General features: G+C 66.3%; 13 protein-coding genes. 6 read left to right on the forward strand and 7 right to left on the reverse strand.

Annotation, left to right across the window (positions count from 1 at the left end):
- Positions 1-20: 20 nt before the first annotated feature.
- Both CP975_RS00150 and CP975_RS36470 read right to left on the reverse strand, forming a co-directional pair.
- A complete protein-coding gene (locus CP975_RS00150; RefSeq protein WP_055533873.1) occupies positions 21-509 on the reverse strand; it encodes a hypothetical protein in 489 nt (162 codons plus the stop codon).
- A 187-nt stretch (positions 510-696) separates the two neighbouring features.
- Entirely contained in the window at positions 697-1146 is a 450-nt protein-coding gene (locus CP975_RS36470) for a DUF6919 domain-containing protein (RefSeq protein WP_425474217.1), read from the reverse strand.
- A gap of 140 nt (positions 1147-1286) precedes the next feature.
- Between CP975_RS36470 and CP975_RS00155 the strand changes: the two genes are divergently transcribed.
- The 3 genes from CP975_RS00155 to CP975_RS35550 all read left to right on the forward strand — a co-directional run bounded on the left by CP975_RS00155 (position 1287) and on the right by CP975_RS35550 (position 2586).
- Positions 1287-1931 carry a DUF2975 domain-containing protein gene (locus CP975_RS00155; RefSeq protein WP_150476428.1) on the forward strand — a complete coding sequence of 215 codons (645 nt, stop codon included), beginning with the start codon at positions 1287-1289 and terminating at the stop codon, positions 1929-1931.
- Entirely contained in the window at positions 1931-2158 is a 228-nt protein-coding gene (locus CP975_RS00160) for a helix-turn-helix domain-containing protein (protein ID WP_070321266.1), read from the forward strand. Before CP975_RS00155 ends, CP975_RS00160 begins: the two co-directional genes overlap by 1 nt.
- A 236-nt stretch (positions 2159-2394) precedes the next feature.
- A complete protein-coding gene (locus tag CP975_RS35550) occupies positions 2395-2586 on the forward strand; it encodes a hypothetical protein (protein ID WP_055533869.1) in 192 nt (63 codons plus the stop codon).
- 1050 nt (positions 2587-3636) lie between these two features.
- On the opposite strand, the gene CP975_RS00170 is transcribed toward CP975_RS35550, so the two are convergent.
- The 5 genes from CP975_RS00170 to CP975_RS00190 all read right to left on the reverse strand — a co-directional run bounded on the left by CP975_RS00170 (position 3637) and on the right by CP975_RS00190 (position 9757).
- Complete coding sequence (locus tag CP975_RS00170) at positions 3637-4872, reverse strand: class I SAM-dependent methyltransferase (RefSeq protein ID WP_055533867.1); 1236 nt, start codon at positions 4870-4872, stop codon at positions 3637-3639.
- Positions 4873-4997: 125 nt separating this feature from the next.
- Entirely contained in the window at positions 4998-6311 is a 1314-nt protein-coding gene (gene rfbH, locus CP975_RS00175; protein ID WP_055533865.1) for a lipopolysaccharide biosynthesis protein RfbH, read from the reverse strand.
- Positions 6308-7318, reverse strand: a complete 1011-nt coding sequence (locus CP975_RS00180) for an NAD-dependent epimerase/dehydratase family protein (RefSeq protein WP_055533862.1) — start codon at positions 7316-7318, stop codon at positions 6308-6310. The genes rfbH and CP975_RS00180 overlap by 4 nt, the downstream gene beginning before the upstream one ends.
- 99 nt (positions 7319-7417) lie before the next feature.
- Positions 7418-8410: a Gfo/Idh/MocA family protein gene (locus CP975_RS00185; RefSeq protein ID WP_055533860.1), complete on the reverse strand. Its 993-nt coding sequence runs from the start codon at positions 8408-8410 to the stop codon at positions 7418-7420.
- A gap of 12 nt (positions 8411-8422) precedes the next feature.
- Positions 8423-9757 carry a lysine N(6)-hydroxylase/L-ornithine N(5)-oxygenase family protein gene (locus CP975_RS00190; protein WP_055533858.1) on the reverse strand — a complete coding sequence of 445 codons (1335 nt, stop codon included), beginning with the start codon at positions 9755-9757 and terminating at the stop codon, positions 8423-8425.
- A 259-nt stretch (positions 9758-10016) separates the two neighbouring features.
- Here CP975_RS00190 and CP975_RS00195 point away from each other — a divergent pair, with 259 nt between their 5' ends.
- The 3 genes from CP975_RS00195 to CP975_RS00205 all read left to right on the forward strand — a co-directional run bounded on the left by CP975_RS00195 (position 10017) and on the right by CP975_RS00205 (position 13054).
- Positions 10017-10697 carry an FMN-binding negative transcriptional regulator gene (locus CP975_RS00195; RefSeq protein ID WP_055533856.1) on the forward strand — a complete coding sequence of 227 codons (681 nt, stop codon included), beginning with the start codon at positions 10017-10019 and terminating at the stop codon, positions 10695-10697.
- An 80-nt stretch (positions 10698-10777) separates the two neighbouring features.
- Complete coding sequence (locus CP975_RS00200) at positions 10778-11872, forward strand: pyridoxal phosphate-dependent aminotransferase (RefSeq protein ID WP_167532643.1); 1095 nt, start codon at positions 10778-10780, stop codon at positions 11870-11872.
- Positions 11873-11884: 12 nt separating this feature from the next.
- Positions 11885-13054 (forward strand): cytochrome P450, encoded by a 1170-nt coding sequence (locus CP975_RS00205; protein WP_055533852.1) that lies wholly within the window; start codon positions 11885-11887, stop codon positions 13052-13054.
- Positions 13055-13123: the final 69 nt, after the last annotated feature.

Here is a 13123-nt window from a genome sequence, read left to right on the forward strand (position 1 = left end):
AAGGTTCTCTCCAACGGTCTTCAGCCGAAGACTCTCGAGATCTTGGCTTCGGCGTATTGGGTACGGATGTGATCTCCGCCGGGTGTCAGCATCGTCAATTTGAAGCGCAGATCCGTGATGCGGGAACTCACCACGGATCCCACCGCAGCCCCGGAGACTGTCACCCGCTCGACGCTATGAGTCCCGACGACCGAAATGACAACCCTGGTCAAGGGCGGCACATCGATCCTCCTGCCCGCGCATACCTGATGACGGCTCTGCTCGTGGCAGGGAACGCCGGAGTGCACGAGGCAGCGGAAGCTGATACCTGAGCGGAACGTTCCGTGCAGAGTGAGGAACTGTGCCTGCTTCGCAGCCACATCCCACGAGACGGAGTCCACCCACTCGACCATGTAGGTGGTCAGGTGGGTAGGGATAAGCTCCGTCTCCACCCCGACGTTCTCCACTTCCTGGTCGTGAAGTGAGACCTCAACCGAGGTCGTCTCGCCGTGATCGAAGGCAATGTCCATGCTGTACCGCCGTGCGCTGAGGGCTGCTGACCGCCGGATCAGGGGCCAGTGCCGGGCGGGCAAGGCTTCTTCGCCCCGACGGCAAACCACGCGGGCGTTTCGATGGTCCGAATCCCGATGGTGTGACGCCCCGGGCCGATGCAGTACTCATCGTCCTTCTTGTCCAGGTTCTGGTAGATGCACGAAGTTATGCACGCGCACAGGGGAAAGGAAGACCGATGGCGCAGACGGCGACAAATGTTCGTATCCATACGACACTTCCCGCACACCGGTCACGCACCTCTCGCCCATCCCGCACCGGCCGACCGGCGGGCCGATAGACACCGCTGATGAGCCCGGCCCGATGCACCCTCTCGTTCAGCATGGCGGCAAGGGCAGCGGCCTGCGAACCGGATACGAAGGCACGCTGATGCCACAACCCCCCTTCGCATACTGCGAGTTCGTCAGGCGGCCGGCTGCCCTCGGCGAGGAACCCGCCGCGATTCGCCTCGCACAGCACTGGCGCGAGCGGGCCGGTCTCCCGGTCGGGGCCATGTACCCCTGTGGAATACGCACTGTGTGCGCCAGCGGCTGCTGCTCCAGGTCGTCTCCTGATCCACGCAGACCTGTGACGCGGGCGCGCCGCCTCCAGCGCCATGCTCCTCGCTCGCCTTTAGCAGCCGCCCCCCGCCCCCGCCCTGGGGCGAGCTGGTGGTGCCCGAAGTCTCTTGGTTGCTACCACTCCATCGATCGACGTATCGCTATTCGATAGCATCGATAAACGATACGGGGGCCGTCATGGCTAAGGTGCGCAATCCGCTGGAACCGATGTCCACGGCCGTCAGGGCCGTCGTGACACTGGTCGCGGTCCTGCTGGGAGCCGGGCTGCTCGGCCTGCTGTTCTCCGACGGAGTGCAGGTCCTCGGCATCGGCGACACGTCGGTTTGTGCCGAGGATTCGACCATGTCGGTCGGCGTCGGCGAGGGGCCGGACTGGGGAGTCGAACCCGCGCCGGGGGCCACGGTCGACCTGGACGCTCATCCGAACTACTGCACCACGGCCCCCAGTACAGCCCAGAGCCTGCTCAACACGGCCACGAAGCTTGTTCCCTTCGTCTTCAGCACCGGAGCGCTCCTGCTCGTCCTCCAGCTGATCCGAAGCGCCGAGCGTGAGGGGCTCTACACCGTGCGGACCGCAGAGCGGCTGCGCAAGCTGGGCTGGTGGCTGCTGGCCGGCAGTACGCTCGCCGCGATCGCCGGCTCCACCGCCAAGACGGGACTCATCGCTTCCCTGAGCCGCGACAGCGAGGTCAGTGCCCTCTCGGGACTGTTGTCGTGGGACATTCCCTACATGGCTATCTTCACCGGTCTTGGCGTCCTGTCCTTCGCCCGGGTCATGCGTGTCGGCATCACCATGCGCGAAGACCTCGAGGGAACCGTCTGATGCCCGAGGAGAAGCAGGAACACTCGATCGAGGTCCACCTAGACCGGCTGCTCCAGGAGCGCGGGATGACCTTGGCGGAACTCGCCGAACGGGTCGGCGTCACCCACGTCAACCTGTCGATCCTCAAGAACGGCCGGGCCAGGGCCATGCGGTTCAGCACCCTGACCCGCTTGTGCGAGGTACTGGAGTGCCAGCCGGGTGACCTTCTCAGCCACCGCCCGCGCTGAGCTCGGTGTCGGCGGTGATCCGCAGCATGGTCGTCCCCACCTCGGCACCTCCACCTCCACCTCGACCTCGATGGCGGACGTGATGCCAGGATCCGGAGGCTTCGTCGTCCTTGGCGCTGACGGGATGTGGCGGGGGTCTGCGGCCGACGGGTGTCCTGGGCGATCCTGCGGGGTGTGATGCCTCATCTGATACGTCGTCAAGAGCGGCGGGCCTGCGCCTGTGGCCGGTCGGCCTGGTGCTGGCCGCAACCTTCGCCCTCGCGGTCATGGTGGTCGCCGGTGTGTTCTTCGCCGGGTGGGATCTGCTCGGTGCCCGGGGGCTGAAACCGGAGCGGCGCCTCACCTCCAAGACCCTCTTCGACCTGGTGAAGCTCTGTTTCGGGGTGGTGGCCGGGGCCGGGGTGCTGGTCGCCCTGGTGGTGGCCTAACGCCGTCGGCGGGTGGACGAGGCCGGCGCGCTGCGGGAGGCCGCCCGGCTGCACACCGGCTTCACCACCGGCGTCTCCCAGCTCGGCGAGCAATCCGCCGCGGTGCGACTGGGCGGGGTGCACGCGCTGGCCGGGCTCGCCGACGACGCGCCCACCGACCTGCTGCGACAGACCTGCATCGACGTGCTGTGCACGTATCTGCGGCTGCCCTGCACCGCCGGGCCCGACCTGCCTCCGGACGACATGGCCGCCCACCACGCCTACCTGGCGCTGCGCGAGGTGCGGCACACCATCATCCGCCTCATCCGCGACCGCACCGCGGTCGGACCCAAGGAGACGCACGTCTCCTGGCAGGGCTATGACTTCGACTTCACCAGTGTCGTCTTCGACGGCGGTGACTTCTCCGGCGCACGGTCTACTTCGGCCACGGGGGGTTCTCTGGCGGCACGGTCGACTTCGACCACGCGGAGTTCACCGGCGCCACGGTCTACCCGGCCACGCGAGCCGTGCCGTGCCGCATGGTCTGGTGCCTTCTCCCGGAGAGACGCTGCCACCGGGGCTGGAGTTGCCTCCCGCTGCTTCGGGCTCGGCAGCAGCGGGCGGGCCATGAACGCCAGCCGGCCGACGGCTGCGGCACAGACGGGCAAACGCTCGCAGCAGGAGGAACCGCGCACCCAGCTGACCGGAGCGGAAACCGAACGGGAATGTGCCCAGGCCCTGGCCGATCTGGCGGCCAGTCGTATCCAGGAGCCGGAGTGCGAACTCCGCCGTGTACGCCAGGCGAAAAGTGCCCCATCGCTCAGTGGACAAGGGGCCATCGAGCTGCCACGGCAGTCCGTCGGCGAAGGCAGCGCGGACAACGGGCTTGTGCCAGAGGACCCTACGGTGCACATAGCGCGAGACCTCCTCGACCGCGAACGTGAAACCGTCGAGGAGTTCGCCACCGAACCTCGGGCCGGCAGCGACTACCGCGGCACCGGCAAGCACACCCTGCTGCACCACATCGGGCAGTACCGCAGGCCGCGCGCGCTTCCGAGGGAGAAGCCGCCGCTACACGATGCTCAGGGGCGCGGGCAGTGGGAAGACCAGCTTGCCGCCGCGGGAGCGGAATTCGCCTTCCCGCTCGATGAATCCGTCCCTGTAGACCCATGGGAGCACCAGCAGCTGGTCAGGGCGTTGTGCGAGAGCCTCCTTCTCGGAGACGATGGGGATGTGGGTGCCCGGGGTGAACCGGCCGGCCTTCTCCTGGCTGACCTCTCCGATGCACGGCAGGCTGTCCTCGGTGATGCCGCAGTACTGGAGAATCACGTTTCCCTTGGTGGACGCGCCGTAGCCCAGGGTCAGCTTGCCGTCCTTGCGCGAGGTGTCGAGGAAGTCACGCAGGTGTTCGCGGTGTTCGCGCACACGCTCGCCGAACGACTCGAAGGGCGCCATGGTGTCGAGCCGCAGCCCGGCCTCCCGGGCACGCAAGCGGTTCAGCGCCGCCTCGTCACGCCGGTGCCCCGAGCCCTGTCTGCCGAGGGTGACGCAGAGGCTGCCGCCGTACACCTCGGTGATCTCCGCTCTCACGACGTCGAGGCCGACGCGCTCGGCCATCCACTCGATCTGGCTGAGTGCGTAGTACTCCAGGTGCTCGTGGCATATCACGTCATAGGCGGTCGCCTCGAGCATCGCCGGAAGATAGCTCATCTCCAGCATCCACACACCGTCGTCAGCGAGGGTCGCCTTTACGTCCTCCATGAACCGGAGCGGGTCGGGCAGGTCGTAGAACATTGCGATCGAGGTGATGACCTTGGCCCGGCGGGAGCCGTAGTGAGCGGCGAAGACCTCACGGGAGAAGAAGTTGGGGATCAGGTGGATGTGTTCGGGATAGAACTCTCGCCATTTCTCGCCCGTCGGATCCACTCCGACGAGAGTCCGGCCGTCCGCCGGGTAAGCGGACAGCAAGGTCCCGTCGTTGCTTCCGATGTCCAGGACCAGGTCCTCGGGTCCGATGTCGACCAGCTTGGTGAGCTCGTCCACCTTGCCGCGAAGATGGTTGATCATGAAGGGGCGGATACCCGAGCGGTAACCGTATTGATCGCCGTACATCAGGCTGAGGTCGGCGGTGTGCCGGAGCTGGACGAGACCGCATCCGTCCGGCGAGCACTTGACCAGGTCGAGTGGGGCGGTCGGCACGACTTGCGTGCGGCTGCGAGGGAATACGCCGGTCAGTGCCTGTTCTCCCAGATCCAGCACCTGAAGCAGTGTCCGATTGCCGCACACACGGCACTCCGCGATGGTCATGAGTACGTACCTCTCTAACCTTTCTTCGTGGGCTCGGCCTGGTCATTCACAGCGGGGACCCAGAGGTGTCGGGTGGGGCGGGTCTGGTCAGTGCATGCGTGCGTGCGAGGAGGGCGCGTCAGGATTCAGCGCGGACTCCCCTTCGCGAACGACCAGATTTCGCGGACCACATAGTCGATCATTTCGTCGGTCACACCGGGGTAGATGCCGGTCCACAATGTGTCGCTGGCGACCTTGTCGCTGTTGGACAAGCTGCCAGATATCCGGTACTCGACGTTTTCATATGCGGGGTGACGGGTGAGGTTGCCGCTGAACATCAGCCGGGTGCTGATGCGTTTTGACTCCAGATAGAGTTGCAGGTCCCGGCGGGAGTACGGTGCTGAATCCTCGACCGTCAGCGTAAAGCCGAACCAGCTTGGGTCACTGTTCGGGGCAGGTTCGGGCAAGGTAAGGCCCGGCACGTTCTGTAGCCCCGATCTCATGCGGAGCCAGTTCTTGCGTCGACTGTCGCAGAATTCGGACAGCCGCTCCAACTGGGACAGTCCCAGGGCCGCTTGAAGATCGGTCGCCTTCAGGTTGTATCCCACATGGGAGAAGACGTATTTGTGGTCGTACCCGTAGGGAAGCGTGCCGAGCTGCCAGCCGAAACGCTTATTGCATCGGTCGTCCTCTCCCGGTTCGCACCAGCAGTCCCGCCCCCAGTCCCGGTAGGACTCGACAAGGCGCGCGAGTTCCATGCTGCCCGTCAGGACGCAGCCGCCCTCGCCCATCGTGAGGTGGTGAGCCGGGTAGAAGCTGACGGTGCTGAGGTGTCCGAAGGTTCCCGTTTTCCTGCCGCGATAGGTGGAGCCGACGGCGTCGCAGTTGTCCTCCACGAACCACAGCCCGTACCGGTCGGCCAGCTCCCGGATCTCGGTGGCCTCGAAGGGGTTACCCAGCGCATGCGCGATCATGATGGCCTTCGTCTTGGGGCCGATCGCCGCCTCCACCAGCTCCGCGGTGGTGTTGTAGGTGCTCAGGTCGATGTCGACGAAGACCGGCACCAGTCCGTTCTGGATGATCGGGTTGACCGTGGTCGGGAAACCCGCCGCCACCGTGATCACTTCGTCGCCGCGGCGCAGCGCGCGCTCGCCCAGCTCCGGTGCGGTCAGCGCCGACAGCGCCAGCAGGTTGGCCGAGGACCCGGAGTTGGTCAGATGGGCCTTGCGCAATCCGAAATAGCCGGCCAGGGCCCGCTCGAAGCGGATCGCATAGCTCCCGGATGCGATCCGCAGGTCCAGTGCCGCTTCGACCAGTGCCATCCGGTCCGCCGCCGTCAGTACGGCGCCCGAGGCCAGCACCCGGTTCTCGCCGGGCACCCAGGTGGATGCCTCGGCCCCGACCGCGTGATGGTACGCGTTGACCAGTGAGAGGATCTCGTCCTTGAGGTTGTCGTTCATCGGGTACCTTCCGCGGGGCAGCCAGCAATGGGGTGGGCCTGGCCCTCACCGGCGGTCCGCCAGATCCAGCGCAGGGTCTCCGGCAGCGTCCGAGCAGCCGACCAGTCCAGGTGGCGCCGAGCCAGAGTGGGATCGGCGATCTGCCAGTCGGCGGCCAGTGACCGGCCGCCGCCCTCGGGCGCCGGGAGCACGTCGATCGTGAACTCCACTTCGCTGGCCAGTGCCAGCCCGCGGACCAGGTCGTAGGCGCTGCTGGCTTGCCCGGTGCCGAGATTGAGCACCGGTGCGCCCACGGGCCGCCGCGAGACGGTCGCACGGAGGATGGCCTCCGCCAGGTCGCGGGCATCGGCGTAGTCGCGGTGCTGTCTCAGGTCGAACAGGGTCAGCCGCGCCAGGCGTTTGTCCCGCCGTGCCTGCTCGAGCGTCCGCACGGTCTTGCCGAGCAGGCTCGCAGGCGACATGTTCGATCCGATGGCGTTGAAGATGCGCAGGACCACCACGTCCAGCGACGCCTGCTGGGCGATCTCGAAGATCCGTCGGGTGCCCCGCAGTTTGCTTCGCCCGTACTCCGACCGCGGTTCCTGCGGGCAGCTCTCGTCGGTCGCGTGCGGGTGAGGCAGTGATCCGTACTCCAAGGATGAGCCGAGGTGCACCAGGCGGGCGGTGCTGCTGGTGTCGGCCATCGCCAGCGCCAGTTGCTCCGGGAGCTGGGCATTGGCTGCCTGGAGCAAGGAGGCGTCGTTCCGCCAGATCTCACCGGCGGTGTTGACCACGGCATCCGGGGTGAACCGGTTGATCATCGAGGCGAACTGAGCCCGTCGCGGACCTCTGTCGTCCAGCTCGGCCACCTCATACCCCGCGGGCACGGCGGGCGGCCGCCGGGTCACCACGGTGACGTCCGTGCCCGCCGTGGACAGCCTGTTGAGGACATGACGGCCGAGGAATCCGGTGCCGCCGATCAGAAGGACTTTGGTGTGCAGGGTCCCGCCGGAGGACTCCGAGGTCATCACCTTCTCTATCCTCTTCGACTTGACGTGGCGCCCGCTGAAAACGGCTGACACAATGAGGTGCTCCTACCGACAACTCCGGTCATTATGTTGGCCGTTCTAAGGGACCTCGATCCGTACGGCGACGCGTTCCGCGTCGTCAATGATTCGGGCCTGCCGCCTGCTCATCTCTGATTGGTCGAGCGTGTTCGATCCCGTCAGTACCGCATGCGCGAAGTACCGCACGATATTGCCGAACTGGTCATCCACCGGAAGCGTGATCTCCTCACGGTGATCCTGCCGCTCGATGCGCAGCACCGGCTGCAAGGACGGCGGCGGCGTGAACGCCCGGTCGAGCGAGAGCAGACCGCTGCTGCCGGCGAACGCGCAGCCGGTCCGATAGGAGTGCTCCATTCCGAAGACCACGTCGGCCGTCACCCCTGCGGGCGTGCACGCGAGGATACGTCCGGAGACCACGGCACCCGTGCGGGAACGAACCCGCAGCACGGCATGGAGCACTTCAAGAGCAGAGCCAAGGTAGTACAGCGCGGCACGGATCGGATAGATGCCCATGTCGAGCAGGGCGCCGCCGCCGATGTCCGGGCGATAGCGCATGTTCTCATCCGGCAGCGGCGGGATCGTGAACACGCTCGCGAAGTCCTTCAGCTCGCCGACTGCTTTGGCAGCGAGCATCTGCCGGACACGGACGTGCTGCGAGTGATGTGGGAATGCGACGTTCTCCAAGAGCACCAGGTCCCGTGATGCGGCAAGCGCCAGCAGCTCGTCCGTGCTTTTCGCATCCCCCGTCAGCGGCTTCTCGGCGAGCACATGCTTGCCCGCCCGCAGCGCCCTGGCGACCCAGTGCGCATGCATCATCGCCGGCAGCGGTATGTAGAGCGCGTCGATGTCACCAGCGGCGAGAAGCTCCTCATAGCCCAGTACCCGGGGGCCTCCGAAGGCCGCCGCGAAGCGCCTCCCCTTCGCCTCGTCGCGGCTGGCGAGGGCGGCGACCTCGATGTCGGGGCAGGCGGCCATCGCCGGCAGAGTGCGGCGCCAGGCGATGTCCGCGCAGCCGAGCACGCCGACGCGCAAAGGACCTTGTGCTGCGGCCATAGTCAGTCCTCATCAGGCAGAGGTGGTCGGTGCGGATGTCGCCGGCCCGTCGGCGGACCGCCGCCGCAGGATGGAATCCGCGATCTCGCCGCCGCGCACGGCGATGTTCGACAGGAGGGACGACGTCAGTCCATGGGTGTGTTCGGTGCCGCCCTGGAGGTAGATGCCGCACGACACATCCGGTGTGGTCACCAGCCGGTAGTCGCGGCCGACCTGGTACCTTCCCGCACCGTCACGCAGGCAGTAGCCGTCGAGTTCGCCCAGGACGCCGCTCGGGTCCATGGAGTCGTATCCGGTGGCGAAGACGAGCGCGTTCACATCGAGGTCCTGGGAACCGCCGTCGAGCAGCGACTCCATAAAGACGCGCGACTCGTTCCCCATCCGTTTGACATTCGTGACCCGAGCCATGTTCAGGATGTGCAGACGATTGGTTCCGCGCAGTTCGTCCATGTACACACGCTGATAGAGGTCCCGGATGACTTCGTCGTCGGCAACCGAATAGTTCGTGTTCTTGTGGTAGCGCCAGAAGGCTTCCCGAGAACGCTCCGTACCGAAATAGTAGTCATCGACCGCCGCGGAGTCGAACACCCGGTTGGCGAACGGGGTATCGTCCGCAATCGAATAGCCGTAGGACGGAATGATCGCGTAGATATCGGCCTGCGGAAGGCTGTCGTACAGAAATCTGGCGATCTCGGCCCCGCTCTGGCCGGCCCCTACGACTGCCACCTTCTTCAGGGTCTCCGGGGAGACCTGCTGGAACCTCTCCAGGAACTCGGAGCTGTGCCAGACCCGTTCGTCGGATGCCACGCCGTCCGGCACCTGGGGGACGAGACCTGTGGAGATCACGACATTGCGGGCGGCGACGGTCCTGATATCGCCCCTGACAGTGTCACGCACGTCGACCTGGAGGTACTGGGCAGTTGCGGAAGCAGATTCCGGGGGCAACTGGATTCCTGCGACTTCCGATCCGTAACTGACCTTGCCCGAGAACAACGCCTGTGCCCAGTCAAGGTACTGATGGAACTCCTCCCGGGTCGGGAAGAATGTCTGGGTGTTGATGAACTGTTCAAGCCGGCCGGAGGCGTGAAGAAAGGAGACAAATCCGAACCGCGATACCGGATTGCGGAGTGTTGCCAGGTCCTTCAGGAACGACACCTGCATCGTCGCCGACGGCAGCAGCATATTGCGGTGCCAGCCGAACGAGGGCTGCCGCTCGAAGAACGCGGAGGTGAGGGGCCCCGCAGAGGCGTCGCCCCCGCTCTCTTCCAGAGCAATCGCGAACGCCAGGTTGGACGGCCCGAATCCAACGCCCACGACATCGTATATCTCAGCTGAATTGGCACCCATGGAAACACTTCTTCCGCTAGCGTGACTGCAACGTGACGTACGTTTCGACGGGCTGTTCCACGTAGATCTTCCGTGTTTGGCTTCGACCCCGCATGCTTGCGCAATCACGTTGCATTGCGGACCTGCGGTGCGTCAAGGTTGATAGCGTCGAGGGCGCATGCAACAGGCCCTGTCCGCCCATCGGCTGTCCTGCCGACGGGACAGGAATCCAACCATTTTGATGCCCTGGCTACTCGACTTCGAGGGGTGACATAACCGCATGTTCGTTCCCCGCCATTACCGTGAACCCGATGGTTCTTGGATGAGCGATCTAATCCGCGGCAATCCGTTGGCCCTGGCAGTGACCAACGGCGGTGACGACGGGTTGTTGGCCACTCATCTCCCGATTATCCCGGACCACGGTACGGTGATCGATTGGTCGGGCAGCCCGAATGGCACCGTCCTGCTCGGGCACTTGAACCGGGCCAATCCCCACTGGCGCGCGCTGCGGACCGGCGATGCCGTCCTCCTGGTGTTCACCGGTCCGCACGGCTACGTGTCGCCCGCGGTGTACGAGGTGACGCCGGCCGCACCGACCTGGAACTTCACCTCGGTGCATGTGCACGGTGTGATAGAGAGGATCGACTCGCTCGAGGAGACGCTCGACGTCGTGCGGGCCACGGCGCAGACCTTTGAAAGCAGTTTCGGTTCTGGATGGGATCAGTCAGAATCGATCGACTACTTCCGCAGTATCGTTTCCGGTGTCGGGGCGTTCCGTGTCACCGTGACAGGCGCTGAGGGCATGTTCAAGCTCAGCCAGGAGCAGTCCCCCGAGGTCCGTGAACGGGTAGAGCAGTCATTCAGCCAGCGCGCCTGCAGTCGGCACAAGGAAGCCGCGGAGCTCATGAGCCGGCTTTCCCGGAACGGGCAGCTGAAAAGGGCAGGCGGAGGAGTGGAATGACGCGTCCCACCGACCATGGTCCGCGGATATCGACGAGGGTTGCGGCACTTCAGGGCAATAGCCTGGGGGAGATCTTCCTCATGGCGCGCGAACGCCAGGGAATCGATATGGCGCTCGGCACACCCGGATATCCCGAGACCGCTGCCGACATCATCGGGGCAGCAAATGACGCGATACGTGCGGGGAAGAATCAGTATGTCTTCCCCCCGGGTGATCTGCGGCTGCGGGAGCACATCGCCGCCACCCTCCCGGTGCCGACCGACCCGCAGACGGAGCTGACCGTCACCGTCGGAGGCACCGAGGCCCTCTTCCTGGCCCTGCACGCGCTCATCGACCCCGGTGACGAGGTCGTCCTGCTCGATCCCGGCTACGAGCAGTTCAGGTCGACGGTCGCCTTCGCGGGCGGCGTGCCCCGGCATGTCCCCTTGCACGCGCCCGACTGGCGGTTCGACCCCGACGAACTCGCATCCGCCTTCACCTCCCGTACCCGCGTGGTCCTCCTGAACTCGCCCGGCAACCCCACGGGCCGTGTGCTGACCCGTCAAGAGCTTGACCAAGTCGCCGAGTTGGCCGGGCGATGGGACGCGACGGTCGTCTGCGACGAGGTGTACAGCAGCTTCGTCTTCGACGGCCGGGAGCAGACCTCGATCGCCGAGGTGCCCGGCCTGGCGGAGCGCAGCGTGGTGGTCGGCTCGCTCTCCAAGAGCCACGCGATCAGCGGGTGGCGGCTCGGCTTTGTGCGTGCGGACGCCACGCGCACCACGGCGGTGCGGCGCGTACAGGAGCTGACCACCAACGGCGCCCCTGGCCCGCTTCAGCTGGCCGTCGGCCAGGCGGCCGGCTCCGCGGACCTGAGGACGGCATCCGAGGAGATGGGCCGCCGCCGCGACTTGGCCCTGGAGATCTTCACGGGCATGGGCATGAAGATCTTTCCCCCGGAAGGCGGGTGCTTCCTCCTGGCGGACATCGCCCCGCTCACGGGGGGAGGCATGGACGGCCGTGCCTTCACCCTCGAACTCCTGGAGGCGACCGGGGTCGTGGTTGTCCCCGCGGCCCCCTCCTTCGCCGATCCCGTGCGCGGCGCGCAGTACGTACGCATCGCTTTCAACCGGCAGTTCGAGCTGCTGCACGAGGTGGAGCGCCGAGTCCGCAGCTTCCGGCCCTGCGGCCAGTGACGAGGTATTCCAATGACCAAAACCACGATCGACCAGCTGGGCCCGCTTCCCGACATCTTGCGTCCTGGTCCCGAGGATGTCGTGCGGGTGGTCGCCGGAACGGGCCACCCCTTCTGGCTCGTACGCAGCTACACACTGGGCCGGTCGGTCCTTGCGGACCAGAGGTTCAGCCGGGCCGACGCGCTGCGGCCCGGCGCCCCGACGTTCAATGACGCCCAGCCGGCGGCGGATTCCATGATGAGCATGGACGGCAAGCGGCACGCCCGTCTGCGGCGCCTGGTCAGCGGCGCGTTCTCCACCGGCCGGATGGCCAGGATGAGCGCCTTCGTGACGGACCTGACCGACCGCCGGCTGGACGCGATCGCCAAGACCGGCAACGGTGCGGACCTGATCGAGAACCTCGCCCGACCGCTGCCGCTGTCCGTGCTCACCACCATGCTCGGCATTCCCGAACAGGACACGCCCCGCTTCCGCGGGTGGGTGGACGTGCTCTTCGACCTGGAGGTCACCAGCCTCCGCGAGAAGGCCCGACGCCGCATCGAACTCATCGAGTACATCACGGAGTTGCTGGACCGCAAGCGCCGTGATCCACGCGATGACCTGCTCAGTGACCTGACCATCGCGCAGGACGAGGGCGAGCTTTCCACGAACGAACTGCTCACCCTGGGACTCACCCTCCTGATGGCGGGCTACGAGACCACCACCGGCCAGATCGGCCTCTCGCTGCTGGCGCTGCTGAGCGACCGCAGCGCCTATGAAGAGCTCCTCGCCCACCCCGAGTACGTCGGGAACGCGACGGAGGAGCTGATCCGGCTGGCCCCTGCCACCCCGCTGACGTTCGTTCGTATCGCCACCGAACCGGTGCGGCTGGGCGATGTCACCGTGCAAAAGGGCGAGGGCGTCGTGGTGGCCCTGCTCCACGGCAACCGCGACGCCAAGGTGTTCGCCGAGCCGGCCTCCCTGGACCTCGCCTGCGGGCACGCTTCCCCCCCTCTCACCTTTGGGCACGGCGTGCACCGCTGCCTGGGCGCACCCCTGGCGAGACTCCAGCTGCGCATCGTCCTCGAACGGCTCGTGCAGCGCTTCCCGGCGCTGCGGCTCGCTGACGTTGCGGAACCGGTTGTCTGGAAGGACGGCCTGGGCATACGCGGCCTGTCACGGCTGCTGGTCGACTTTGAATGAGGGAAGGCATGTCAGTCACGGACACCCGCGGGGCCCTTGGAGCCGACCCGATGAGCGGCGGCGAGCGGC

Source organism: Streptomyces alboniger, assembly GCF_008704395.1.
In the GTDB taxonomy this organism is placed as follows: domain Bacteria; phylum Actinomycetota; class Actinomycetes; order Streptomycetales; family Streptomycetaceae; genus Streptomyces; species Streptomyces alboniger.

Bases quoted from the DNA above. Each gene is read 5' to 3' on its own strand.
- CP975_RS00150 (WP_055533873.1), bottom strand. From the start codon at position 509: ATGGACATTGCCTTCGATCACGGCGAGACGACCTCGGTTGAGGTCTCA.
- CP975_RS36470 (WP_425474217.1), bottom strand. From the start codon at position 1,146: ATGGCGCTGGAGGCGGCGCGCCCGCGTCACAGGTCTGCGTGGATCAGG.
- CP975_RS00155 (WP_150476428.1), top strand. From the start codon at position 1,287: ATGGCTAAGGTGCGCAATCCGCTGGAACCGATGTCCACGGCCGTCAGG.
- CP975_RS00160 (WP_070321266.1), top strand. From the start codon at position 1,931: ATGCCCGAGGAGAAGCAGGAACACTCGATCGAGGTCCACCTAGACCGG.
- CP975_RS00170 (WP_055533867.1), bottom strand. From the start codon at position 4,872: ATGACCATCGCGGAGTGCCGTGTGTGCGGCAATCGGACACTGCTTCAG.
- rfbH (WP_055533865.1), bottom strand. From the start codon at position 6,311: ATGAACGACAACCTCAAGGACGAGATCCTCTCACTGGTCAACGCGTAC.
- CP975_RS00180 (WP_055533862.1), bottom strand. From the start codon at position 7,318: ATGACCTCGGAGTCCTCCGGCGGGACCCTGCACACCAAAGTCCTTCTG.
- CP975_RS00185 (WP_055533860.1), bottom strand. From the start codon at position 8,410: ATGGCCGCAGCACAAGGTCCTTTGCGCGTCGGCGTGCTCGGCTGCGCG.
- CP975_RS00190 (WP_055533858.1), bottom strand. From the start codon at position 9,757: ATGGGTGCCAATTCAGCTGAGATATACGATGTCGTGGGCGTTGGATTC.
- CP975_RS00195 (WP_055533856.1), top strand. From the start codon at position 10,017: ATGTTCGTTCCCCGCCATTACCGTGAACCCGATGGTTCTTGGATGAGC.
- CP975_RS00200 (WP_167532643.1), top strand. From the start codon at position 10,778: ATGGCGCGCGAACGCCAGGGAATCGATATGGCGCTCGGCACACCCGGA.
- CP975_RS00205 (WP_055533852.1), top strand. From the start codon at position 11,885: ATGACCAAAACCACGATCGACCAGCTGGGCCCGCTTCCCGACATCTTG.